Source organism: Anaerolinea thermophila (genome assembly GCF_020723905.1).
Lineage (GTDB): Bacteria > Chloroflexota > Anaerolineae > Anaerolineales > Anaerolineaceae > Anaerolinea > Anaerolinea thermophila_A.
This window is the reverse complement of sequence record NZ_DYHZ01000001.1, coordinates 407,222-432,097: the sequence shown is the minus strand read 5'-3', so window position 1 is coordinate 432,097 and position 24,876 is coordinate 407,222. Positions and strand designations below refer to the sequence as shown.

20 protein-coding genes are annotated in these 24,876 nt (G+C 55.3%); 7 read left to right on the top strand and 13 right to left on the bottom strand.

The features are described 5' to 3' along the window. Positions 1–194 precede the first annotated feature (194 nt). From LHF31_RS01815 to LHF31_RS01805, 3 genes are all read right to left on the bottom strand, one after another. Positions 195–2,408 (bottom strand): ATP-dependent helicase, encoded by a 2,214-nt coding sequence (locus tag LHF31_RS01815; RefSeq protein ID WP_303773299.1) that lies wholly within the window; start codon positions 2,406–2,408, stop codon positions 195–197. 80 nt (positions 2,409–2,488) lie between these two features. Then, positions 2,489–2,911 carry a CBS domain-containing protein gene (locus LHF31_RS01810; RefSeq protein WP_298004725.1) on the bottom strand — a complete coding sequence of 141 codons (423 nt, stop codon included), beginning with the start codon at positions 2,909–2,911 and terminating at the stop codon, positions 2,489–2,491. 52 nt (positions 2,912–2,963) lie between these two features. Then, on the bottom strand, positions 2,964–3,821 hold the full coding sequence (locus tag LHF31_RS01805; RefSeq protein ID WP_303773296.1) for an aldo/keto reductase: 858 nt from the start codon (positions 3,819–3,821) through the stop codon (positions 2,964–2,966). Between the two features lie 148 nt (positions 3,822–3,969). Between LHF31_RS01805 and polX the strand changes: the two genes are divergently transcribed. Beyond that, positions 3,970–5,715, top strand: coding sequence for a DNA polymerase/3'-5' exonuclease PolX (gene polX / locus LHF31_RS01800; protein ID WP_303773292.1), 1,746 nt, complete (start codon positions 3,970–3,972; stop codon positions 5,713–5,715). Between the two features lie 6 nt (positions 5,716–5,721). On the opposite strand, the gene LHF31_RS01795 is transcribed toward polX, so the two are convergent. Next, the gene (locus LHF31_RS01795) at positions 5,722–6,435 is read right to left on the bottom strand and encodes a Type 1 glutamine amidotransferase-like domain-containing protein (protein ID WP_298004241.1); all 714 of its coding nucleotides are present in this window, start codon (positions 6,433–6,435) and stop codon (positions 5,722–5,724) included. Positions 6,436–6,599: 164 nt separating this feature from the next. Between LHF31_RS01795 and xpt the strand changes: the two genes are divergently transcribed. The 3 genes from xpt (at position 6,600) to LHF31_RS01780 (ending at position 9,739) form a co-directional block, all read left to right on the top strand. Continuing rightward, complete coding sequence (xpt, locus tag LHF31_RS01790; RefSeq protein WP_298004246.1) at positions 6,600–7,178, top strand: xanthine phosphoribosyltransferase; 579 nt, start codon at positions 6,600–6,602, stop codon at positions 7,176–7,178. 8 nt (positions 7,179–7,186) lie between these two features. Further along, positions 7,187–8,746, top strand: coding sequence for a glutamine-hydrolyzing GMP synthase (guaA, locus tag LHF31_RS01785; protein WP_303773288.1), 1,560 nt, complete (start codon positions 7,187–7,189; stop codon positions 8,744–8,746). A gap of 66 nt (positions 8,747–8,812) precedes the next feature. Next, entirely contained in the window at positions 8,813–9,739 is a 927-nt protein-coding gene (locus tag LHF31_RS01780; RefSeq protein ID WP_298005521.1) for a hypothetical protein, read from the top strand. A 69-nt stretch (positions 9,740–9,808) separates the two neighbouring features. Here the strand turns inward: LHF31_RS01780 and LHF31_RS01775 are convergent, their stop codons facing one another. Then, positions 9,809–10,780: an alpha-L-fucosidase gene (locus tag LHF31_RS01775; RefSeq protein ID WP_298005523.1), complete on the bottom strand. Its 972-nt coding sequence runs from the start codon at positions 10,778–10,780 to the stop codon at positions 9,809–9,811. A gap of 288 nt (positions 10,781–11,068) precedes the next feature. On the opposite strand from LHF31_RS01775, the gene LHF31_RS01770 reads away from it, so the two are divergent. From LHF31_RS01770 to LHF31_RS01760, 3 genes are all read left to right on the top strand, one after another. Beyond that, positions 11,069–11,917, top strand: a complete 849-nt coding sequence (locus LHF31_RS01770) for a metallophosphoesterase (RefSeq protein ID WP_298005526.1) — start codon at positions 11,069–11,071, stop codon at positions 11,915–11,917. 196 nt (positions 11,918–12,113) lie between these two features. Beyond that, the gene (locus LHF31_RS01765) at positions 12,114–12,674 is read left to right on the top strand and encodes a ribonuclease HI family protein (protein ID WP_298005528.1); all 561 of its coding nucleotides are present in this window, start codon (positions 12,114–12,116) and stop codon (positions 12,672–12,674) included. A gap of 116 nt (positions 12,675–12,790) precedes the next feature. Beyond that, on the top strand, positions 12,791–14,164 hold the full coding sequence (locus LHF31_RS01760) for a sensor domain-containing diguanylate cyclase (protein ID WP_303773285.1): 1,374 nt from the start codon (positions 12,791–12,793) through the stop codon (positions 14,162–14,164). Positions 14,165–14,179: 15 nt separating this feature from the next. Here the strand turns inward: LHF31_RS01760 and moaA are convergent, their stop codons facing one another. The 8 genes from moaA to LHF31_RS01720 form a co-directional block, all read right to left on the bottom strand. Beyond that, positions 14,180–15,160 (bottom strand): GTP 3',8-cyclase MoaA, encoded by a 981-nt coding sequence (gene moaA, locus LHF31_RS01755; protein WP_298006906.1) that lies wholly within the window; start codon positions 15,158–15,160, stop codon positions 14,180–14,182. Positions 15,161–15,211: 51 nt separating this feature from the next. Next, complete coding sequence (locus LHF31_RS01750; RefSeq protein WP_298006910.1) at positions 15,212–16,108, bottom strand: SDR family oxidoreductase; 897 nt, start codon at positions 16,106–16,108, stop codon at positions 15,212–15,214. A gap of 117 nt (positions 16,109–16,225) precedes the next feature. After that, positions 16,226–18,397 (bottom strand): fasciclin domain-containing protein, encoded by a 2,172-nt coding sequence (locus LHF31_RS01745; protein WP_298006913.1) that lies wholly within the window; start codon positions 18,395–18,397, stop codon positions 16,226–16,228. Positions 18,398–18,583: 186 nt separating this feature from the next. Then, positions 18,584–19,891 (bottom strand): phosphopyruvate hydratase, encoded by a 1,308-nt coding sequence (gene eno, locus LHF31_RS01740; RefSeq protein ID WP_298006915.1) that lies wholly within the window; start codon positions 19,889–19,891, stop codon positions 18,584–18,586. 87 nt (positions 19,892–19,978) lie between these two features. After that, positions 19,979–21,601 carry a CTP synthase gene (locus LHF31_RS01735; RefSeq protein ID WP_303773281.1) on the bottom strand — a complete coding sequence of 541 codons (1,623 nt, stop codon included), beginning with the start codon at positions 21,599–21,601 and terminating at the stop codon, positions 19,979–19,981. Between the two features lie 240 nt (positions 21,602–21,841). Beyond that, the gene (locus LHF31_RS01730) at positions 21,842–22,720 is read right to left on the bottom strand and encodes a S1 RNA-binding domain-containing protein (protein ID WP_298006224.1); all 879 of its coding nucleotides are present in this window, start codon (positions 22,718–22,720) and stop codon (positions 21,842–21,844) included. Between the two features lie 119 nt (positions 22,721–22,839). Then, positions 22,840–23,427, bottom strand: a complete 588-nt coding sequence (locus LHF31_RS01725; RefSeq protein ID WP_298006221.1) for a TetR/AcrR family transcriptional regulator — start codon at positions 23,425–23,427, stop codon at positions 22,840–22,842. After that, entirely contained in the window at positions 23,378–24,814 is a 1,437-nt protein-coding gene (locus tag LHF31_RS01720) for an MFS transporter (protein WP_298006218.1), read from the bottom strand. The genes LHF31_RS01725 and LHF31_RS01720 overlap by 50 nt, the downstream gene beginning before the upstream one ends. Positions 24,815–24,876: the final 62 nt, after the last annotated feature.

The following is a 24,876-nucleotide window of genomic DNA, read 5'->3' as shown; positions in this document are numbered from 1 at the left end:
ATTCTTTTGCCCGGGGTTTCATGGGACATCATTCCTCGACCGAGGCCGGGCGAGGAGTCTTTTTCAGACATTCGAGGCCTTTCAATGGTGAACCCAAACCCGCTCAGCAGGGACGAGGCAACAGCGCTTCTCAGTGCTCCTGAAAGGCTTCTTTTTATTATACAATTACCCCTGAGAAAGCATGGGGGCGATTTTCAGGATAGAATTTCGAGACTGGCAATCGAGGCAATCACGCGTTTGAACCCCACGCTGTCGAAGAAGATATCCACGGTCTCATCGTCGTCCTGAATGCGGCTATCCACGACCAGACCTTCTCCCCAGGATGGATGTCTGACCCGCATGCCCGGCCGGAAACGCGGCTGTAAAATGGGCGCATGAGAGGGTTTTACTTTTTCCGGACGGCTCCCCCATGTCCCGTTATAGGAATGATCCCAGCCGCGGTGTGAGTCGGATTGCCAGGATTTGCCCATGCGGCGCCCGCGCCCGTCCTGCTGAATCAGGTCAGCGGGAATGTCTTTCAGGAAGCGCGAGGGGATGGAATCCTGGAAAGAGCCATAGGTGCTGCGCTGGGCGGCGCGTACCAGATACACCCGTTTCTCTGCCCGCGTCAGTCCCACATAGAAAAGGCGGCGCTCCTCTGCCATGGCTTCGGGATCGTCCAGAGAGCGGTTGTGAGGAATCAAGCCGTCGTCCAGCCCGGTGATGAAGACGATGGGGAATTCCAGCCCTTTGGCGGCGTGCAGGGTCAACAGCGTGGGGGCTTCTACGTTTTCGGGCAGGGTATCCTGATCGGAAACCAGCGCCAGATTTTCCAGAAAAGCCGTCAGCCCCTTTTCTTCATATTCGTAGGCAATGCGCAGCAATTCCTGCACGTTTTCCCAGCGGCTGTGCCCTTCTTCGGTGTTGTCGTCAATGTATTCCCGGTACGAGAGGTCATTCAGGATGCGCTGGAAAAGCGAAGGCAGGGAGATTTCATCCTTGAGGCGGTGCCATTCTCCCAGCAAGGCGCCAAAATCTGCCAGCAAACTGGCGTTGCGTCCCAGCGCCTGCCAGTGAGGGGAGTCTTTGCCTAACTGTCCCAGTTCCATCAAAATCAGCCCTGCACTGCGACCGGCGCGTTGGGCTTCCAGTTGCAGGGCAAGTTGCGATTTTTCGCCAATGCCGCGGGGCGGTACGTTGATGACCCGTCCAAGGCTGGCTTCATCGGCGGGATTTTGCACCAGCCGCAGGTAGGCAATCATGTCCTTGACTTCGCGCCGTCCATAGAAACGCATGGCGCCCACCAGGCGGTAAGGCATGCCTGCCCGCAGAAAGGCTTCTTCCAGAAGGCGGGACTGGGCATTGGTACGGTACATGATGGCAAAATCCCCGGGGCGGGCTTTTCCGCCTGCCACCAGTTGCTGGATGGTATCTACCACAAAAGCGGCTTCGCCGTAATCATCCACGGCTTCGTACAGGACCAGTTTTTCCCCTTCACCATGTTCAGGGGTAGATTTGAGCCGTTTGGGAGTGCGGTTTCGGTTGCGGTTAATCACCGCCTGGGCGGCATCCAGCACCCGCTGGGTGGAGCGGTAGTTTTGCTCCAGCAGAACCTTTTGACGGTCGGGGAAGTCTTCTTCAAAACGCAGGACGTTGCGGTAATCTGCCCCGCGCCAGCGGTAGATGGACTGATCTTCATCGCCCACCACGAACAGGTTGCGATGGGATGAGGCAAGCAGTTTCACCAGTTCATACTGCGCCAGGTTGGTATCCTGAAACTCATCCACCAGAATATGCTCGAAACGGCGGGCATATTGCTCCCGCACGGCGGGAAAATCGTTCAGCAGTTTCCATGCGTATAGCAGAAGGTCATCAAAATCCACCGCATTGCTGGAGATGAGCAGTTCCTGGTAGCGTTTGTACACCCGCGCTACCACTTCATCGCGGTAGGTGCCAACGGGATAGTCTTCGGGCAAAATCAGGTTGTTTTTGGCGTTGGAAATAGCGGCGTGGACACTGGTAGGACGGTACAGTTTTTCATCCAGGTTGAGTTCCCGCAGGGCACGTTTGATCAGCGCCTGCTGGTCATCTTCGTCGAAGATGACAAAACTGGCATCCAGCGGCAGGTATTGCTGTTCCCGGCGCAGGATGCGGGCGCAAATGGCGTGGAAGGTGCCCAGCCACATGCCCTGGAGGGTGTGTCCGAGCAGTTTTTCTACGCGGGTTTGCATCTCCCGCGCCGCTTTGTTGGTAAAGGTCACTGCCAGAATGTGATGGGGGGCAACGCCTAACTGGCTGAGCAGGTAGCCAATCCGGTAGGTGAGCACCCGCGTCTTGCCTGAACCCGGGCCAGCCAGCACCAGCACCGGTCCGGATGGCGCCGTGACGGCGGCGCGTTGTTGGGGGTTGAGATGTTCCAGTGAGTCCACGCGCTCGATTGTACTATAAAAAAGCGGCAAACTCCGGCATTTTAAGCCGGGACTTGCCGCCGGTTGGACGGATGCCCGTTTTACTTTTGAGACATGCTCTTGATGATTTCGCGTTGCCGGTAGATGATGTTTTTCACCACATCGCCAATCGAGATCATCCCCTCCAGTTTATCGCCATCCATGACGGGTAGATGCCGGACGCGCTTGTTGGTCATGAGTTCCATGGCTTCTTCTACGGTTTGATCGGGATGTATGGTATACAGGCTGGTGCTCATGATTTCGCGCACCAGCGTTTCTTTGGATGATTTCCCGTGCAGAATGATTTTTCGGGCGTAGTCCCGCTCGGAGATGATGCCCACCACTTTGTCGTCTTCCATGACCAGCAGGGCGCCTACGTCTTTATCTGCCATCATGCGCAAGGCGTCAAACACAGTGGCGTTGGGTCCAATGGACCATACGTCTGTGCCTTTCACCTCCAGAATGTGTCGAACGGTTTGAATCATATGGTTTCTCCCTTCTTGTGCATGCATGGAATTTGAAGGTGGGTGAACGCGCTTACGCCCACAGGGGGGCGGCTTCATATCGAGACATCAGTTCTCTCATTTCATCATCCGATGGGGCGGGCTTGGGGTTGGCGGCGGCTTCCAGCATCAATGGGAGCACGTGGATATCGCCCACTGTGTTAATGAAAATCCCGGGAATTGCCAGCGCCCAGTGAACCGCCATTTGAACGGCTTGTGGTTCATCGAATGGCTGGTACCAGGTGGCATGCGTGTGTGGTCCATCTCCATAAGGACGGCGCTGTAAAGTCTTGATGCACTGCACCGCCACATTCTTCTCGCGGCACAGGGTAAGCACCCTGTGGAAGTTTTCGGCATATTCGGGGTTCTGCAGTAGCATGAAATTGCAGGGGAGCAGTATCGAGTCAAAGTCGAAACATTCCAGCGCACGCAGATGAATGACCGGCGCGTGTAACGTATGACTGGTGATGCCGATAAACTTCACCAGACCTTCTTCACGGGCTTCCAGTGCGGCTTCCAGTGCGCCGCCGGGACCCAGGGCTTGTTCCAGTTCCCCGTCTTCGATGACCGCATGCAATTGAATCAGATCCACGTGGTCGGTGCGCAGGCGCTCCAGCGAACGATAAATTTCCTCGCGGGCTTTCTCGCGGGTGCGTTCGCCGGTTTTGGTTGCCAGGAAAAATTGGTCACGGTATTTTTCTATCCACGGGCCCAGACGGATCTCTGAATCGCCATAGGATGCCGCAGTATCAATGTGGTTGACACCGTACTGCATCAGAATTTCCATCGTGCGGTCAGCCTCTTCCTGTGTCACATTCCAGAAAGCCGCCGCGCCAAACAGGGTACGCGTGCTGAGGTGCCCGGTGCGTCCAAAGGGAAGTTTTTCAATCATGGCAACCCTCCTTATTTTTGGTTGTATTTATAGTATACGTCAAAGATTGGGTGAGTGAATATCCTCAGAAGGGATGATGTCTGGACCGATTTTTTTTCCAGAGAATTCCTCCATCCTCTTTCTTACGGATTGTGATACCCTATTAAGTATGGACGAGAAAAAGCACATGACCAATGCAGAACTGGCGGATGTTTTTGAACGCATCGCCAATTTGATGAAAATTCAAGACGAAATGGTCTTTAAAATCCGCGCTTATGAGCGAGCCGCTGAGAGTTTGCGCTCTCTGGGCGAGGAAGCCAGCCTGCTGGCGCAACGGGGAGAACTCACTCAGGTTCCCGGAATTGGCAAAGCCATTGCCGAGAAAATCGAAGAACTGCTCACCACGGGGAAACTGGGCTTTCTGGAGCGTCTGGAACAGGAAGTCCCGCCCACCTTGCTGGACCTGCTGCGTATTCCCGGCGTTGGACCGCGCAAAGCGGCGCTGTTCTGGAAGACCCTGCACATCACTACCCTGGCAGAACTGGAAAAAGCCGCTCGAGAGGGACGATTGCGTTCTCTGCCTGGCATGGGAGAAAAATCGGAAAAAGCCATTCTGGATGGCATTGCCGCACTGGCTCAGCGCAGTCAGCGCATGACGCTGGCGCGCGCCTGGACGCTGGCAAATCGCTGGCTGGAGTGGCTTCGGGCTCAGCCCGGTGTGGAACGGGCTGAACCGGCGGGCAGTCTCCGCCGCTGGAAGGAAACGGTGGGTGACCTTGATCTGGTGGTGGCAACGCGCGACTCTGCACCGCTGATGGAGGCTTTTGTGCATCATCCTGATGTGAAACGGGTGCTGGGGCAGGGGGAAAACAAGTCCAGTGTGGAATTGCAGGATGGTGCCCGCATTCAAATCTGGGCACAGCCGCCCGAATCCTTCGGGGCGTTGTGGATGTACGCTACCGGCTCGAAAGACCACAACGTGCGCATGCGTGAACTGGCGCAGCGACAGGGATGGTCGCTCTCCGAGCGCGGTTTGGCGGATGAGCAAGGCAATCTGCGCCGGATTGCCAGCGAAGAAGAAGGCTATGCGGCGCTTGGACTGGCATGGATTCCCCCTGAACTGCGCGAAGACCGCGGTGAGGTGGAGGCTGCCCGCGAAGGACGTCTGCCCCATCTGGTCGAAGTGCGGGATATCCATATGGAATTGCACACCCATTCCACCTGGTCGGATGGCGCGGTCAGTATCGAAGAGATGGTGCGCGCCGCTGTTTCCCGTGGATATGAAGTGATCGCTATCACCGACCATTCCAGTTATATGGGGATTGTGCGTGGGATGAAACCGGAAGATGTCCTGCGCCAGCGAGAAGAAGTGGAAGCGGTGCGCCAGCGATGGGGGAAACAGATTCTTATTTTGCACGGCGCCGAGGTGGACATCCGCGCGGATGGCACGCTGGATTATCCCGACGAAGTGCTGGCACAACTGGATCTCGTTATCGCTTCACTGCATGCCAGTCTGCGCCAACCCCGCGAGCAGATTACCGCGCGGGTCCTGAATGCCCTGAGCAATCCCCATGTGGACATTCTGGCACACCCCACCGGCAGGCTCTTACCCGACCGCGCCGGGGCTGATCTGGACTGGGGGCAGGTTTATCCCGCCCTGCAGGCTTCCGGAGCGGCATTGGAGATTAACGCCAGTCCGTACCGCCTGGATGCCGACGATGTGCATGTGCGTCATGCGGCTTCACTGGGCATTCCCGTTGTCATCAATACCGATGCCCATGCTCCGGTGGGGATGGAAGAAATGGTTTTTGGCGTTTCGGTGGCGCGCCGGGCATGGTTGACCGCACCACAGGTCATCAACACCTGGACGCGGGAAATGCTCCTGGAATGGCTGAGAAAGCGCGGCTCTGCATGAACCGGGTTACCACATGCCATCGCGTTCAAAGCGAGGCAGCCGCTCGCCCGCAAAGCGCAGTTCGACTTTCCCTCTTCCCCGCACGCAGGTGCCTTGCGGGGTGAAAATCAGGGCTGTAAAGCCCTCAATGCCCAAAAAGAGCCACTGACGGAGCAGGATGGCGGCGCTCTCCAGCATGAGGCGGGGAATCTCATCGTAGTGGGGGATGATGCAGGCATTTTGCACGTACCCGAATCCCTGAAAGGTTCCTGTGCCAGCGGGTGATGCAAGGACGCGCTCTCCAAAGATCATCGCGCCGGCACTGCAGCCTGCCACCACTCCTCCTTTTTGCAGGACGCCCTGAATGGCGTCCCATGCAGGAGTGTTTGCCAGCGTTTGATATAAATACGCCGGTTTACCCCCGGAAAGATAGACAAAATTTGCCTGCTGGAGTTGCTCGACAAAGGGCGAATGAAACGCGTCTTTTCGATCTGTGAGGGGCAATGCCTGAACCTGTTCCACTCCCAGACGCCGGAAGTGTGCCATGCCCTGATCCATCCAGAACTGCACGCGTTTTTGTCCCTCAGTGCCTGCGGCGGTTGGCAGGCAAATCACTCTGGCGGGTTCATTCAGCAGAGAAAGCAGATACCTGTCCACGGCTTCCATCTCGGGCTGGTATTCGCCTGCTCCTACCAGCGCCAGAATGCCTTCGCCCGGAAGTTTCGTTTTCAGTTCCAGCATGGATTCAGTAAACCACAGATTGGGGATGAAAGCAAGCGTTCATAAAAGGAATTTCATCCCTGCATGGAATTGCATTCTCGTTTATCCGGATGTAAAATGGGGGCAAAAGTTGTCTATACCGGTCTCCTCTGACCGGACAATTCTTTTAAAGCGAGGAAGGAAAGATGGAAGCACTCAAACAGCGGATTTTGAAGGATGGTAAGTATCTCGGAAGGGGCATCCTCAAGGTGGATAACTTTATCAACCATCAGGTGGATCCGGCTCTGATGGACGCCTGCGGGGAGGAATTCGCCCGCCGGTTTGCCGGTGTGGGCGCCACGCGCATCCTCACTGCAGAAATTTCCGGCATTGCTCCCGCGCTGATGACCGGGCGTCACATGAATCTGCCGGTGGTGTATGCCCGGAAAAGCAAGCCCATCACCATGCCCGATACGGTGTATCTGACCGTGGCGCCCTCCCACACCAAGGGGGTGATGACCGAGTTAATCGTCTCGCCGGAATATCTATCAGCCGGTGAGCGGGTGCTTATCATTGACGACTTTCTGGCGTCCGGTGCCACCATCCTGGGGCTGGTGCGGCTGGCGCAGGCGGCGGGGTCGCAGGTGGTGGGCATTGGTACGCTCATCGAAAAGGTTTTTGAAGGTGGGCGGGCAGCGCTGGCGCATCTCAACGTTCCCATCCACTCCTTGGCGGTGATTGAGCGTATGGACGAAACCGGCATTTATTTTGCCGGTGACTTATGAGAGGCAGGATGGCGGTGGACACCATTGTTGTTCTGGATTATGGTTCTCAGTACACTCAATTGATTGCCCGGCGGGTGCGGGAATTACAGGTGTACAGCGAGTATCTGCCCTGGGATGTCTCGCTGGAAAGAATCCTTGCTGTTCATCCCAAAGGCGTGATTCTTTCCGGAGGTCCTCGTTCAGTGTACGAAAAGGATGCTCCTGTGCTTCCTGCCGGTTTGCTGGAAACGGACCTGCCCATTCTGGGAATTTGCTACGGGATGCAGTTGCTCACCCATGCCCTGGGCGGTGTGGTGGCGCAGGCGCTCACCCGGGAGTACGGTCATGCCTTCCTGCACACTCTGCAGGAAAATCCGCTGATTCCTTCGGGAGAGCATTCTGTGTGGATGTCCCACGGGGACCGCATTGAACAGTTACCGCCGGGTTTTGTAGCGCTTGCCAGCAGTGAAGGAAGCCCCTACGCGGCGATGGCGCATCTGGAGCGCCGCTGGTTTGGAGTGCAATTTCATCCTGAGGTGCATCATACCCCCATTGGCAAAGAAATCTTGCGCCGTTTTGTGGTGGATATTTGTGGCGCAAAGCAGGAATGGACCTCCGAATCGATCATCGCCGAGGGGGTGCGCCGTGTGCGGGAGCAGGTAGGCACGGCTCCCGTCCTTTCGGCGGTGAGTGGCGGGGTGGATTCCAGCGTCGCAACTGCGCTGGTCCACCGTGCGGTGGGCGATCAACTGACTGCGGTGTTCGTGGATACCGGCATGCTCCGCAAGGGCGAGCGGGAACAGGTGGAGACAGCCTTTCGCAAGAATCTGGGTGTCCGGCTCATCACCGTAAATGCGGTGGAAGAGTTTCTGGATCGTCTCGAAGGGGTTACTGATCCTGAAGTGAAACGAAAAAGAATTGGCGAAACCTTCATCCGCATTTTTGAGAGTCAAGCCCGGCAACTGGGCAATCCGCCTTTCCTGGTGCAGGGCACCATTTATCCCGATGTGGTTGAATCGAGCGCGCCTGACCGCCAGAAAGCCCATAAAATCAAAAGCCATCATAACGTGGGCGGTTTGCCTGAGGATATGACTTTCCAACTGGTGGAGCCGTTGAGATACCTGTTCAAAGATGAGGTTCGTCTGGTCGGCGAGGCGCTGGGGTTACCTCCGGAACTGGTGTGGCGTCAACCCTTCCCGGGACCGGGTCTGGCAGTGCGCTGTCTTGGGGAAATTACCTGGGAACGGCTGGAGCGTCTTCGCGAAGCCGATGCCATTTTTACCGGGGAGTTGACCGCCGCCGGGTTACTCAATCAGCGTCTGATGGATGAACCCGGTTCTATTGCCCAGGCGTTTGCTGTGCTCTTGCCGGTGCGTTCGGTCGGGGTGATGGGCGACTCGCGCACCTATCAGGAAGTGGTTGCTCTGCGCGCCGTGACCACCGAAGATTTCATGACTGCAGATTGGGCGCGGATTCCCCACGAACTGCTTTCCAGAATTGCCAGCCGTATTGTCAATGAGGTGCCCGGGGTCAATCGCGTGGTGTACGATCTGACCAGTAAACCTCCTGCAACCATTGAGTGGGAATAACGTATATTGAAGTAGCATGACATCCAGACGCTGCTGGCGTTCTGGTAAAAACATAATGGAGGGCGCATGAGTTACGGAGAAGTACTATCGAAAGCGTGGCAGATCATCTGGAAGCACAAAGTGCTCTGGGTTTTCGGCATTCTGGCGGGGTTCCTTGGGGGTGGAGGCAACCCGGGTACGAATTATCGAGAGGATTACCGCTCCACCACACCGGATGTTTTTGGCTACCGCCTGGAGGAATGGGTTAATCAAAACCTCTGGGTCGTGGGGCTCATCATTCTGGTAGTCCTCGCTCTGGTGTTGATCTTTCTGGTGCTGGGAACTTACGGACGAATTGGCTTGATTCGCGGTGCGTGGAAAGCCGATGAAGGCGCTGTGAAACTCTCCTTTGCAGAGTTATGGTCGGAAAGCGGGGAGTACTTCTGGCGCGTACTGGGATTTTCCTTCCTGCTTTTCGTTATTTTCCTGATTGTAGGCGTGGCGCTGGGCATCTTTGTTGCTCTCGGCACGGTTATGACGCTGGGAATCGGGCTGATTTGTCTGTTGCCGTTCCTGTGCCTGCTCATCCCTCTGGCGTGGCTGTTGCAGGTCTGGGTGGAACAGGTCATTGTTGCCATGGTGTCAGAGAACCTTTCCATCGGTGGGGCAATCTCGCGGGCCTGGCAGATTTTCATGGCGCATCTGGGCGAGTACATCGTCATGGGGCTGGTGCTGGGACTGGGGAGTCTGGTGGTGCGCATCATCCTGGGCATCCCGTTTCTCATCGCCGTGGCGCCGTTCCTCGGCTCGGTGATGATGAATGGTGGGCAGGCGTTTGGCAGTACCGGCATGATTGTCACCATCGTCTTACTGTGCCTTTACCTGCCGGTATTTATCTTCCTCAACGGGGTTCTCACCGCCTATCTGGAAACGGCATGGACGCTGGTCTTCCGCCGCTTGACCGGGCGCACAGCCCAGTCTGAGGTGGTGGATGTGGTGCCGGTAAACGCCTGAAAAGAGCGTTTTTCTCCCGAGAATAAGCCGTCAGCGGAGTCGTTTCTGGCGACTCCGCTGATTTTTTTCTTAAGCCCAGGGCTGATCCACTTCGATTTCGATGATCGTGTCCGCTTCCTGTTGATCTTCCGGAGGCACCCGAATGGAGAGGGTGGTGGGGGTGCGCTGGATGCCAACCGAAGCGGCAGTCAGGCAGGTCACTTTGCGAATGTGACCGTTTGGCAGGGGGAATGTAACCTCTTCATCCACCCAGTCAAGGACGTGCACATAAAGACAATTCTCCCGCCATGTACATCCGCCCCACAGTTGCGGAGGGTATGGACCTGCCTGCGTGTCATACAGGGTATGACCGTAAAGGCGAAGCCAGTTCCCCAGTTGCTCCAGACGGCGCTGGAGGCGATTTTCAACGCCTTGAGACGATACCGGTACACTGAGCAGTAGATTGCCGCCGCGGACGGCAGTGCGCACGAGCAGGTGAATCAATGTGCGCAGGGAACGCATGGGAGAATGCAGGGGATCATCAGGGTCAAGTGTCAACCAGTCCAGTGTTTCCCAGGCGTGAGGGGCAAGCCATTCACCCATATCCCGCTCCAGAGTGAGGAAATCTGGCGCAGCCCGGTGGCGATGGTTGCTGAACAGGGCTTCGTTTCCTTCTTTTGGGCTTGGGACAGAATCATGCGGCGGTGTCCAGGCAATCTGCAGGGCTTCCAGATGTTGCCAGCGGCTCATCAGATCCACACTGGCGGCAGTCGTGGAAAACCCTGTCAGCAAGTTCTGACGGGCGCAGATGCTCAGGACGGTTTGGAAGTAGTTGGCGTCTTCATCGGAGAGTTCATCCTGAGAAGAGGGGCTGAAGACAGCATAACGTGCGCCTGCCTTCTGGCATAGAGAAGCCCAGAAGTTGGGCGTGACCGAAGGGGATGAACCGTCTCTCCACTCAAACAACAGCCCCAGCCGCGCCCCTTGCCATCGGTTGAGGAGGGGTGAAGGGTTGAGAGAGGGGGATTGCATGACCATAGAAGGGAATTCATTCATTGCCATCGAGGTTTTCTACTCTGTGAGATTCTGAGAGTGCATATTGCCAGCCAGGCTGGTAATTTTTCAGGTGATTTGCCTGAGCAGGGTTTGTGTTTGCCGCAGGCATGTCTGCAAGAATCACCGTAACGGGTGAGGTTCACTGTTAATTATAGAAAAACCAGATACCATTACGGCTTTCGAAATTGCCAGTTTGCAAAGTTGTAAAGCAGAGCGGGGATTGGCTGGGGTGTGTACAGGTGAATCTGCATCCAAAAAATCAACGGAAAGGGATTTTTCGGTATAATGCGTGCAATGGATAGGAAAATTTCACGCCGGAAGGCATTGCAATTGCTCGCCGGTGGTTTAGCAGGAACTGTATGCGCTGCGTCGGGACTGGATGCCGCTTTGCTGGAGCCTTACCAGATCGAAGTCGTGCGCCAGCCACTTTCCCTGCCTGAACTCGGCAGTGCCTGGCGGGGAAAGCGTGTGGCGCAAATCAGCGATTTGCATTTTGGCGGTTTTTATACGCTGGAACAGGCACAGGTTGTCCTGAAGCGTCTTAACGAACTCAAACCTGATCTGGTTGTGATGACGGGGGATTACCTCACGCGGGGAGGCAGTATCCAGCGCGCTCTCCAGGATTTACAGGAATTTCTCCCTGAACTGGCGAAATGGTTCCCGGTATACGCGGTGAGGGGCAATCACGATTATGGTGCGGAGCGGCAGAAACTGCTGGATATTTTTCAACAGAGCCGTGTTCACCTTCTGGATAACCGCTGGGAATCGCTTTCTCTGGGAGGGGATGACTTAATTCTTGCCGGGAGCGGCAGTCTCCTTGCACAATGGGGTGGGGTGAGGGAACTGGCGGAGTCTTTACCACCGGGTAAACCTGCTGTTTTGCTTCTTCACGAACCCGACGGTGCAGATTACAGCGCCTTTCTGGGGCGGTTTTCTCTCCAGTTGAGCGGACACTCGCACGGTGGACAGGTGCGTTTGCCTCTTCTGGGAGCCATGTTATTACCGGAGATGGGGCGGCGTTACCCGCTGGGACTGTATCGCGTGGGGAAGATGTTTCTGTACACCAATCGGGGGTTGGGCACGACCACCCTTCCTTTGCGGTTTCAGTGTATGCCGGAAATCACTCTGTTCGAGTGGATTTGAGCGCTTTGTCGGGGTGGAATTTACAAATTGATAACCGGTTGTTAACTCTTTTTTATTGACTTTTTGGCGTCCTTTGCCATAATGGGGGTAAGATGATGTTGTTCCGAAGACGACGATTTACCCTTCAACGAAAAAAAACACGGTCGGCGGCGACCCTTGCCCGCCGACCGTGTCGCTTAAGTCGGGAAAGGAGCCTATGCTGACACTTCGTTTTGACGGTCTGTATCGTCCAGTGACTCAGGAAGGGGGCAGTGACCCTCATGCGGGAGTCATGTGTTACGGTTGGGTGATCAGCCGGAACGGCAAACCCATTGCCCGCGGACATGGGGGGTACATGCGCCGTTCCGACGCCAGTTCCAACATTGCCGAGTATCTTGGCTTGATTGAAGGACTGGAAGCCCTGCTGGATATGGGCGCAGAGGACGAAGCCGTAGAAATCATTGGAGACGCACGTTCGGTCATTGATCAAATGGTGGGTCGGGCAGCGGTGAACTCTCCCAGCACCCGTCCGCTGTATCGCCGCGCACAACGCCTGGCAAACCGTTTTCATCGTTTACTGTGGACGTGGACGCCGCGGCGAAAGAATCATGCTGCCGATCAGTTGACCCGCCGTGCCATGAGGCAGATTCGCGCCAATGCCCGCCAGTACCGCGAAACCATTCATGCCCTGGAGATGGAACACCAGCCTGCCCGTTCTAAAGATTTTTTCCCGCTCCTCAACCTGCGGGTGTACCAGCCCAGCGGATTAAGTGTATAAATAAATTTGAGAATTGCCTGTATTTATTATTGAATCGTAAAGCGTTTTTTTGTACACTATAAGAAAATTCATAAGGATTTTGTTTTCATCTTGTTATTTGTACACGAGGGTACAAAATGAATCTTCGGAGTAAGCGCCCCCCCCTTCCAGTATGGTGGGCAGGAGTGGGGGGGATATTGGTTTTTGTTATCCTTGCCGGCCTTTTTTTTCTTCACGGGGGAAATCTTCTGACGGTTGTGGGCTGGGCTTTCCTGCCGCTTGCCATGGCAATATCCCGCGAACAAAGGCTGTCGCTCATGGATGAGGATGGCGTGCTGAATCAAATGGATATTGCCGTTCTGATGGTGGATGGAAATGCCACGCTCCTGGATATCAATGAGGCGGGTGCTGGATGGGTGGGTAAAGCGCGCGTAGCCCTCAGAAACCAGCCGGTCGGCGAAATTTTTGGCTCTGCTCTGGAGCAGACCCTGCGGCGCGCCTCGGCGTCTTCGGTGATGAATCTGGATCTCCACCTGGATACTATCCAGCCTGCCCGTTATGTGCATGTGCGGGTGAGCCGTTCCGGCTGGAAACCCGGCTTTCCGGGTGTTCGTCTGGTGACCCTGCAGGATGTAACCCGCTTTTTTGAGGAAAAGCAAAAACTTCAATGTAATCTTGCTCTGCTGGAAGCGACCCTCTCCGATCATCACAATGGCATGATGATTACTGACCCTATGGGCAGGGTCATCTACCGCTCCAACTCTCTGATTCAAACCTTTGGAATTCCCGAACAGACTTTTGACACAGGTTTAATTGGCTGGCGGGGAAAAATGGCGCGTTTGATGCGCCATCCGGATCGTTTTTTGCATTTTCTGGATCGAACCATTCAGGAAACCTCGGGCGAAAGTCTGGAAGTGTATGAAACCACCAGTGGACGCTGGCTGGAGTGCCGCTCCCGTGTGCTTCAATTGCCCAGGATGGACGGACTGTACCGCGTCTGGTTGTTCCATGACTTTACCGAGCAAATGAAGCGCGAGCAGGAACTTCAGCGCTTTTCCATGCAGGATGGCTTGACGGGTGCTTATAATCGTGCGTACTTCGATTTGGAACTGCGCCGCATGCAACTGGGCAGGCGTTTCCCTGTGGCGATGGTGATGGTAGATGTGGATGGACTGAAGATCATCAATGATCAGAAAGGGCATGAAGCAGGCGACAATCTGCTCCGTCAGACTGTGGATCTGCTCCATCACGCCTGCCGGGCAGATGATGTGGTGGCACGCTTGGGAGGGGATGAATTTGCCATTCTACTGGCTCCTGCCGATGAGTACGCTGCTGAACAGGTAGTGGAGCGGATTCGCTCTCTTCAGAACCTCTACAACATTCGCCAGCCCGAACTTTCCCTCTCACTTTCCTGTGGCTGGGCAGTGGCAGAAAACCCCAATGAAATAGATACCCTTTTCAATCGGTCTGACCGCATGATGTATCTGGAAAAACGACGAAAAAAGCCCTGAGACAGGGCTTTTTTCTTATCCGCCAATTTCGCTCATCACCCGGTTGAGCGGAACGCTGCCTTCCGCTAAGCCGTGTCCCCACGGCTTTTGCCAGATGCCGTCCAGAATCATGCGGCGTAAATCAGCAGGACTGGCGCCCTCCCGTAAAGGGGTGAGCAGGTCCACTTCTTTTTCCCGCAACAGGCACAGGCGCAACTTGCCATCGGCGGTCAGTCGGGCGCGGGTGCAGGAGGCGCAGAAGGGCATCGAAACGGTTGAGATGAATCCTACCTCGCCTCTGGCGCCGGGCAGGCGGTAGATACGCGCCTCCCCATCCAGTTCTCCATCCCGCACCGCTTCCAGTTTTCCCAGCCCCTGTTCAATGCGCTCAATCATCTCGCGGGTGGTGACCACCTGCGTTTGTTGAAGTTCGGTGGCGCCCGCAAAGGGCATCATTTCGATGAAGCGCACCTGCCAGTCGTGTTCAAAGGTCAATTGTGCCAGGTCAACCACATCTTTTTCATTGTATCCCCGCACCACCACGGCGTTAATTTTGATGGGAGTCAGGCCGGCTTCTTCGGCAGCGCGGATGCCTTCCCAGACCTGCTCAAAGGTTCCCCAGCGGGTCAGACGGCGGAATTTGCCGGGGTCAAGTGTATCCAGACTGATGTTCACCCGTTGAAGCCCGGCTTCTTTGAGCGGTTTTGCCAGTTTTCCCAGCAGGATGCCGTTAGTGGTCATCGTCACCGTGCGAATGCCCGGCGTGGAGGCAATCTCCCGCACCAGGCGGACGATGTGGGCGCGCACGGTTGGCTCTCCACCGGTCAGGCGGATTTTATCGATTCCTAAACTGGCAAAGAGACGCACAAGAAGGAGCAGTTCGTCATCCTGCATCATCTCTGCATTTGGGCGGAAGGTCATATCTTCTGGCATACAGTACACACAGCGCAGGTTGCAGTGATCGGTCACACTGATGCGCAGATAGTGAATGTTTCGCCCGAAACGGTCGTATGCCATGGATAACTCCAGGGAGAAATTTTTAATCCATTATACACATAAATTGTCCAATTAAGCGGGTGATTCGGCGGCTGGGGAGCGCAAAATTTCTGGCTCGCTGAGTCCAGTCATCTGCAGACTGATTTCCCACAGGCGTCGGGCAGAGGCGAGGTCGTACGACTCCGGCGATGAGGGAACCGCCCTGCATTTTTCGAAATATTTCCCGCTCACGCCCTCTACCTCTTGGGAAGCGGCAAGGTACACGCTGGTGCGCGCGCCTTCTTCGGGTGAAATGGCAGCGAATTGAAACAGGCGGAAGAGCGGATCGAAGATGCCACCATTGCTCCTTCCAAACCGGGTTGCCACAAACCCCGGATGGAGCGCGTTGACGGTGATTCCACTTCCCTCCAGGCGGCGCGCCAGTTCATAGGTGAAGAGCAGGTTAGCCAGTTTGGACTGACTGTACACCCGCCATCCCTGATACGAGCGTTCGTTCTGTAAATCCTCAAAGTCGAGTCTGGCGCCGCGATGTGCGGCGGAGGACACGTTGATGATACGGGCGGGAGCGCTACCTTTCAACACATCCAGCAGAAGTAGGGTGAGTGAGAAATACCCCAGGTGATTCAGAGCAAAGGTCATTTCAATACCATCCTCGCTCACCTGCCGTTGCATGAAAATTGCGCCGGCATTGTTGATCAGGGCATATAAAGAGGAGATTTTCCCTTTGACAGTCTCCGCGAGGGCTCGAATCTGCCGCTGACTCGAAAGATCTGCGATGAGAAATTCAATGTGGGGGTTACCTGTAGATTGACGAAGTTCCTGAACAGCGGCTTCGGCTTTCTGCGGGTTTCTGCCGGTGAGGATGATGTGTGCGCCCAGTCTGGCAAGTTGCCGGGCAGTTTCTCTGCCAATGCCGTCGGTGGCGCCTGTGATTAAGATGGTTTTTCCGGTTAAGTCTGTGGTTTCCATAAAATACCTCTCTGATATGATTTGTGTGACAATTGTAATGAAAGGATGAGTGCAGATGAAATTCTCTGCACTCATCCGGGGGGATTCACCGCCTGTTCCAGGCGGGAGGAGATGGCTTTATTGCGGCGGCAGAATGACCGTGTCAATCACGTGAATCACGCCGTTGGAGCAGAGAATGTCGGTAATGATGACCTGAGCGTCGTTGATGTACACCTTGCCGTCCATCACCTTGATGGTGACATTCTTACCCAGTACGGTGGTGGCTTCTTTCAGGTTGACTACGTCTTTGGCATACACTTTGCCTGAGACCACATGGTAGGTCAGAATGTCGGTCAGTTTTTGCTTGTTTTCGGGTTTGAGCAGTTCATCCAGTGTGCCAGCGGGCAGTTTAGCAAACGCCTGATCGGTGGGAGCGAATACAGTGAAGGGACCTTCGCCTTTCAGCGTTTCCACCAGACCGGCGGCTTGCACGGCGGCAACCAGAGTCTTGAAGCGCGCATCTCCTGCGGCGGTGTCAACAATGTCCTTGGGGGGCAGGATGACCGCGTCGATGACGTGGATAATGCCGTTGCCCGCACGAACGTCCGTAATGATCACCTGAGCATTGTTGATGAAGACTTTATCTCCATCCACTTTGACGAGCACGGGTTGACCCTGTACTGTTTTGATCTCGAACTGTTTGACGACCTGAGCCGCGGGTAACTTACCAGCCACCACATGGTAGGTGAGAATGTCTGCCAGTTGCTGTTTGTTTTCGGGTTTCAACAGCGTGGTCAGCGTGCCAGCGGGCAGTTTGGCAAATGCCTGATCGGTGGGGGCAAACACGGTAAAGGGACCTTCGCCTTTCAGCGTTTCCACCAGCCCGGCGGCTTGCACGGCGGCGACCAGAGTCTTGAAGCGACCATCTTTGATAGCCGTGTCTACAATGTCATCCGGTGGAATAATGACCGTGTCAATCACATGAATGACGCCATTTGAGGCTTTGACATCGGTCAGAACGATCTGAGCATTGTCCACGAAGGCTTTACCGTCTTCGGTGCGAATCTGCACGGGGAAGCCCTGCACGGTCTTGAGTTCACTGGCAGCCAGCACATCGGCGGCTTTCAGTTTGCCCGGCACGACATGGTAGGTCAGAATTTTCACCAGCAGATCTTTATTCTCGGGTTTGAGCAGAGTCTCAACGGTTCCGGCAGGCAGTTTGGCAAAGGCTTCATCCGTGGGGGCAAAGACGGTGAAGGGTCCTTTGCCTTTCAGAGTATCCACTAAACCGGCGGCTTGCAGGGCGGCAGCCAGAGTGTTGAAACTGCCATTTTCAACTGCGGTATCCACAATGTCCTTGGGAGGCAGGATGACAGTGTCAATGGCGTGAATGATGCCGTTTCGTGCCAGAACATCGGCGACAATAACGTTTGCATCATTGACTTTGAGGGTTTTGCCATCGACTTTCAGGTCAACAGTGTTGCCTTCAACGGTGGCAATTTCTTTCTGCGAAGAGAGCGAAGCGCTGTTATACCGTCCCGGAATGACGTGGTAGGTCAAAATTTTGATCAGGGTATCTTTATTCTCGGGTTTGAGCAGTTCATCCAGAGTCCCGGCGGGCAGTTTGGCAAAAGCATCATCGGTGGGAGCGAGAACGGTGAAGGGTCCTTTGCCTTTGAGGGTGTCCACCAGCCCGGCTGCCTGGATTGCTGCGGCTAAGGTGCTGAAGCGCTTATCGGCAAGCGCGCTGTCAACGATGTCAGCAGGGGGTAAAAGCACGCTGTCAATCACATGGATCACGCCATTGCTACCTACTACGTCGGTGATCACCACGGTGGCGTCATTGATCTTGACCATGTTGCCATCCACTTTAATCATTACCGGCGTACCCAGGAGGGTCTCGGCTTCGCTCAATTTGACCACATCTGCCGCCATGACCTTTCCAGCCACAACGTGGTAGGTCAGAATGTCGGTCAGTTTTTGCTTGTTTTCGGGTTTGAGCAGTTCATCCAGTGTCCCGGCGGGCAGTTTGGCAAAAGCGTCATCGGTGGGGGCAAACACGGTGAAGGGACCTTCCCCTTTCAAAGTGTCTACCAGCCCGGCGGCTTGCACAGCGGCGACCAGGGTGTTGAAACGGCCATCCGCGACAGCAAGATCAACGATGGTCTTGGGGGCTTCCGTTGGGGTAGGTTGAGGCATAGGCGTGGGCGGAAGCGGGGTGGGTGAGGGTGCCGGGGTAGCGGCAGGGGCACACGCTGCCAGAATCAGGGCGAGTGCGATAAACAGGGAAAACAGGGTGATACGGTTCATCTTTAATTCTCCTTCTTGTTGAACCTGTAAGAATGGATTGAACGATGACCTTATTTTACCGGTTTGTGGAGAAAAACCAATACAAACGCTATACATGTATAATGTTTGTCAGATGAGGAGACTCTCATAAAAAACTCCCACCCTTGTTCGGGGTGGGAGTTTTAACCTTAGACGGGAAGGTGAGGATTAGCCAGCAAAGGGTGGGCGGACTCGCAGAGCGTCCCAGCCGGCGTACCTGGCGGTGTCGCCCAGTTCGGCTTCGATGCGTAGAAGTTGATTGTACTTGGCAACGCGGTCGGAGCGGGCGGGAGCGCCGGTCTTGATTTGCCCCATATTCAGCGCCACAGCCAGGTCGGCAATGGTGGAGTCTTCGGTCTCGCCGGAGCGGTGCGAGCAGACAGCGCGCCAGCCATTGCGGTGGCACAACTCTACGGCTTCGATGGTCTCGGTCAGTGAGCCAATCTGATTCAGTTTGACCAGCAGGGCATTGGCAGATTTTTCCTGAATGGCGCGGCGGACGCGGGCAGGGTTGGTCACCAGCAAGTCATCCCCCACAATCTGAATGCGGTCGCCCAGTTCAGCGGTAAGGATCTGCCAGGATGCCCAGTCGTCTTCTGCCAGTCCATCCTCGAGAGAGACGATGGGGTATTGATCCACCCATGACTTCCAGAAAGCCACCATCTCTTCACCAGAGAGCATCTTGCCTTCTTTGCGCAGGTTGTACTTTCCGGTCTGTTCATCGTACAGTTCTGAGGCGGCGGGATCGAGGGCAATGGCAATTTGCTCGCCGGGCTTGAAACCGGCTTTTTGAATGGCTTCCAGAATGACTTCCACGGCTTCCACATTGGCTTTCAGCGCGGGAGCGTAACCGCCTTCGTCTCCAACCAGCGTGGTATAACCGCGCGATTTCAACACCGATTTGAGGGCATGGTAAACTTCAGCGCCCCAGCGCAGACCTTCGGCGAAGGTGGGTGCGCCAAACGGCATGACCATGAATTCCTGTGCATCGGTGGACTGCCAGCCGGTGTGGGCACCGCCGTTCAGAATGTTCATCATCGGAACGGGAAGTACATGAGCATACACGCCGCCAATGTAGCGGTAGAGGGGCAGTCCCAGCGCGTTTGCGGCGGCTTTGGCTACGGCAAGACTGGTGCCCAGAATGGCGTTGGCGCCCAGTTTGGATTTGTTGGGGGTGCCGTCCAGCGCCAGCAGTTGCTGGTCAATGGCTTTCTGCTCCAGGGCGTCCCAGCCGAGCAGTTCATCGGCGATGACCGTGTTGACGTTTTCAACGGCTTTGGTTACGCCTTTACCCAGATAGCGGGATTTATCCCCATCGCGCAGTTCCAGTGCCTCGTGAACACCGGTGGAAGCGCCAGAGGGTACGGCGGCGCGTCCCCATGACCCATCCGCAAGCACCACTTCCACTTCCACGGTCGGGTTACCGCGCGAATCCAGAATTTCGGTAGCGACGATTGACTCAATAATTGTATCCATCTCTTAACATCCTTTCTGATGATTATTCCGGGCTTTGATTGCCTCGGTAAGTATAATACAGAATGTGAAAAAGCAAACAAACTCCCCTTATGCTTCAGGGAGGACGCCAGCACGCTCGGCGGCGGCTTTTACGAAACCTAAAAACAGCGGATGCGGGCGGTTGGGACGGGAGAGAAATTCGGGATGGAACTGGGTTGCAACCATGAAGGGATGATCGACAACTTCAGCAATTTCCACCAGACGCCCATCGGGAGAAAGTCCTGAAAAGCGCATCCCGTGTTCCTCAAAAATTTTCCGATAGGCATTGTTGAATTCAAAACGATGGCGGTGGCGCTCTTCCACCCGATCCACGCCGTAGCAGGCATGTGCCAGACTGCCCGGCTGTAAAATACACGGGTACAATCCCAGACGCATGGTTCCGCCCATATCGGTGACACCGTGCTGTTCGGGCATCAGGTCAATGACCGGGTAGGGGGTGGAGCGGTCAAACTCGGTCGAGTTGACCTCATCGGTGCCGAAAATGTGGCGCCCAAATTCGATGACCATTAACTGCATGCCCAGACACAGCCCCAGATAGGGGATTTTCTGGGTGCGGGCATGGTGAATTGCCTGAATTTTGCCCTCAATGCCGCGACTGCCAAAACCGCCCGGCACCAGCACCCCGGAAGCGGCTTTGATTTCTTCCCATCCTTTGCCTTTTTCCAGTTCGGCAGAGTGAATCCAGCGGATATCCAGTTCCACGCCAAGATGTAGCGCGGCATGACGCAGCGCTTCCCGCACGCTCATATATGCATCGTGCAGTTCTACATACTTGCCCACCAGCGCAATCGTCACGGTGGGTTTGGGCATCTTGACCCGTTCGACAAGCCTTTCCCAGTCCGTCCAGTCGGGCTTGCGGCGGGCTTCCAATCCCAGCCGTCCCAGCAGGTACTCTCCTACCTGCGCTTTTTCCAGCGCCAGCGGAACCTCGTACAGAATCGGCATGGTGACCATGGGGACCACGGCGCGTTTTTCTACGTCGCAAAACAGGGCAATCTTTTCGCACAAACTGGCTTCCACCGGATAATCGGAGCGGGCGATGATCATATCAGGTTGGATGCCGATGGAGCGCAATTCGGCGACCGAGTGCTGGGTGGGTTTGGTCTTCAACTCTCCGGTAGCGCCAATGTAGGGGAGCCAGGTGACATGGATGTAAAAGGTGTTTTCGCGTCCCACATCGAAACGCAACTGGCGGATGGCTTCCAGAAACGGCAGACTCTCAATATCGCCCACGGTGCCGCCGACTTCGACCAGGACAATTTCAGCGCCGGTTGTGCGCCCTACCAGCCCGATACGGCGCTTGATCTCGTTGGTAATGTGCGGAATGACCTGAATCGTGCCGCCCAGGTAATCGCCGCGTCGTTCGCGGCTGATAACCTCGGCATATACCTGTCCGGTAGTCACATTGCAAACCCGGTTCAGGCGGATATCAATGAAGCGTTCGTAGTGCCCTAAATCCAGATCGGTTTCTGCGCCGTCGTCCAGTACATACACTTCCCCATGTTGATAGGGGCTCATCGTCCCCGGATCGACGTTAATATAGGGGTCAAGTTTCTGTACGGCTACGGAGAAACCGCGTTCCTTGAGCAATCGTCCCATGGCGGCGGCAGTCACCCCTTTGCCTACCGAACTGACCACGCCACCGGTAAAGAAAATGTACTTGGTTGTCACCCTTTCACCCTCCTCACAAAAGAGAAGCGGGGAGAGCCGCGCCCCCGGCTTCTCCCCACTTTGATTTCACGAAATGAATCCCCGGTTTTCATTGCTTTTCTCACCATCATGGAACGATATTCTGATGGGGGTGTATAAACCTGTCAAAAGTTTACCATAAAAATCTGTCCACAAAAGAAAACACCCCGTTTTGGGGTGTCTCTTTCTTCCCGATGGGAGAGGAGAGGCAGGCAGCCTTTTTCAGGAAGTCTGCACTTTGTTTTCCAGAGTGCGGGCAAGGATATCTTCCTGTTCCTGAGAGGCGGCTTTCTTGCGCCCTTTCTCTTCGGCTTTGCGGGCTTTGGCGCGTTCCATTGCCTCTCGCCAGGCAATTGCCATTGCGGTTTCAACCTCAGGCTGAGGTTCTTCGCCCAGCGATTCGAGCAGAGCATCCACGCTGATGGTGTCCTCTTCCCGCGAGCGAGGGGCTTTGGCTTTCTTGCGCCGCTGAGCCTTTTCTTTGTCTTTCTCTTTGTCCTTATCGCGATCTTTGGGGCGTTCGCGTTTGGGGGCTTCGATGAATGCCTGGATGGGTTCTTCCTCTTTGACGGGTTCGGGCAACAGCGCCTTGCGGCTCAATTTAATCTGGCGCTTCTTGCGGTTGAAGTCAATGACCTGCGCTTCAATTTCGTCGCCTTCTTTAACCACTTCGGAAGGCTCGCGCACGTATCCGTGCGCCATTTCCGAAATGTGCAGCAGGGCAGGGCGTTCCGCGCCGATTTCTACAAAAGCGCCAAATTTTTCCAGGCGCACGACTTTCCCCTTGACGACCATCCCTTTTTTCAGGTCGCGCCATTCCAGATCCAGCGGTTTGAAGGTGGTGACTTCAATGCGTCCTTCTTTGACGCGTTTCACCCACACATCAATTTCCTGCCCTTCCTGCAGGACGTCGCTGACCCGCTTGATGGGCTCATCATCTAATGGCTGAATCTGTGAGATGTGCAGGAATGCCGGCTGACCGATTCCCAGGTCAACTGCCGCTCCTGCCAGCGAAACTTTGAGCACTTTCGCCCGAAAGTGCTGTTTGGGTTGAATTTGGGGGGTATTTTCGACCCCTTGAGTGGTTACTTCCGATTCCATCGTCTTTACCTTACCTCTCCCGGGATAATTGTCACGGAAGGCGATTATACCGCTCCATTGAGGTTATGTCAATTCCGCGTGCAAAAAATTTCACAAAGTAATTGCCTTCAGAGAGAGCATCAGGGGGCAACCCCTTCCCAGAACATGCTTAACAGCAAATCAATGGCTTCAGGAGTGAGAGCAAACTGGCGCTGGTTCAAAAAGGGATAAAAGATTCCCAGAAATGCCCATACCAGCAGTTCGGGAGGGAAGGGGCGGATTTCTCCCCGCTTTTGTCCTTCCTCAATGATCGCTTCGAGAGGGTACAGAAATTCACGGGCATACACTTCCCGGAATTTTTCACGGTTCTCGGGAGAAAATTTATCCATTTCCTGCGAGGCAAGGCGGATGATGCCGCGCGTCTCGGGCGGAATGTACGCAAAGATCCCAAGGATGAATTCGCGCAGACAGTCCCGCGTGGAAGCAGGATATTTGCTCCGGGCTTCCGAAAGCAATCGGGTAAATTTTTCCAGCCCGTGTTCCAGTACTTCCAGAAATAGATGCTCTTTATCTGGAAAGTGATAGTAAAGCGCGGCATTGGTTACCTCGCAGGCTCTGGCAAGGTCGCGGATGGAGACGCCGTCAAAGCCGCGCTCTACGAACTGACGGGTGGCTTCTTCAAGAATGCGCGGTCGCATCTTCGCCTGCGGGTGAGCCAGTGCGGACATAAGTACTTTCCCCGGATAACTCGTCCTGGCGCTTTTTCAGCCACATGGCGCTTGCCAGCATTGCCACACTGATAAAGAGCACAAATCCAAACGCTGCCCGGTATCCTGCAAATGTGTCGGCTTTTCCAAATGATGCGGCAAGCGCGCCGATGAAGGCACTTCCGGTCAGTTGACCGATGCTGGAAAACAGCGTAATGATCCCCTGTGCCAGCGAGCGCTCCTCTGGAAGGGCTTCATTCAGCATGATATAGCGGAGGGGAGCACCCAGCAGGGCGCTCAGCCCCACTCCAATCCATATTCCGGAGAAGGTGAACCAGAACAGGTTTGTCCCCAGAGCGCTCAACATGAGAAATCCAAGACTCATCACGGCTGTGCCGGTGAGAATTACTGAACGCGAGCCGAATTTATCCAGCATCCGTCCGCTGAGCGGCGCTCCGATCATCATTGCCAGCACCGCCGGTATCAACAGCCATGTGGCGTTCTTCTCGGTGATTCCCTGAGACATCAGTCCGCTGACCGCCATGAGCGGCACAAATACCAGACTGGCTTCGGTAAAGCCTGCGCCCCACGAGAGGGTGTAAGCCAGCCCCAGTTGACGGCGGTTGAACAGGCGGGCAGGCAGTAAAGGAGAGTCCACCCGCTTTTCGTATTGAATTAAGACCGCCAGCAGGAGCAGGGCAAGCAAAATAAGCCCACCCACCTGGATTTGCAGAATGCTGGTGAAGAACTGGCTGGAGTCCAGTTGATTGATGCCAATTGTCAGCGAAACCAGCGTCAGACTGAGGAGCAGTAACCCAACCGAGTCCAGTCGGCTGGTTTTTTCCGGACGACTGACCGGCAGAAGGCGGGCGGCAAAGATCAGGATGAACAGTGCAATGGGAAGGTTGATCAAAAATAACCAGTGCCACGATGCCACTGCCAGAATGACCCCGCCCAGCAGAGGACCGATCAGGAATGCAAGACCGAAGACCGCTCCAATCATCCCCAGCGCGCTTCCCCGTTTTTCGGGCGGGAAGGTATCACCGATCACTGCGCTGGCAACCGGGAAGATGCCCCCAGCGCCGAAGCCCTGAATGGCGCGCCCCAGAAGCACCACCCAGAATGCCGGAGCAAGCGCCACCAGAAGCGAACCGGAAGCAAATAAAGCAATATCCAGCATGTAAATCCAGCGTCTGCCATACAGGTCAGACAGTTTCGCCATCCACGGGGTGCTGATTAATTGCATCAGCACATAACTGCTGAAAATCCACGCCAGCGTGCGCTCATTCACGGCGAACTGCTTGCGGATGGAGGGCAGAGCAGGTCCCAGAATGGCGATATCCAGTGCGCCCATTAAGACGCCAAAAAACAGCACCAGCAGGATTCGGTTTCTTTGTCGATTGTCCATTGCTCCTCTTTTTTACTGAACGTTCGTTTAGTAAAGTCTAATCCCGTTCCCGGTTAATTGTC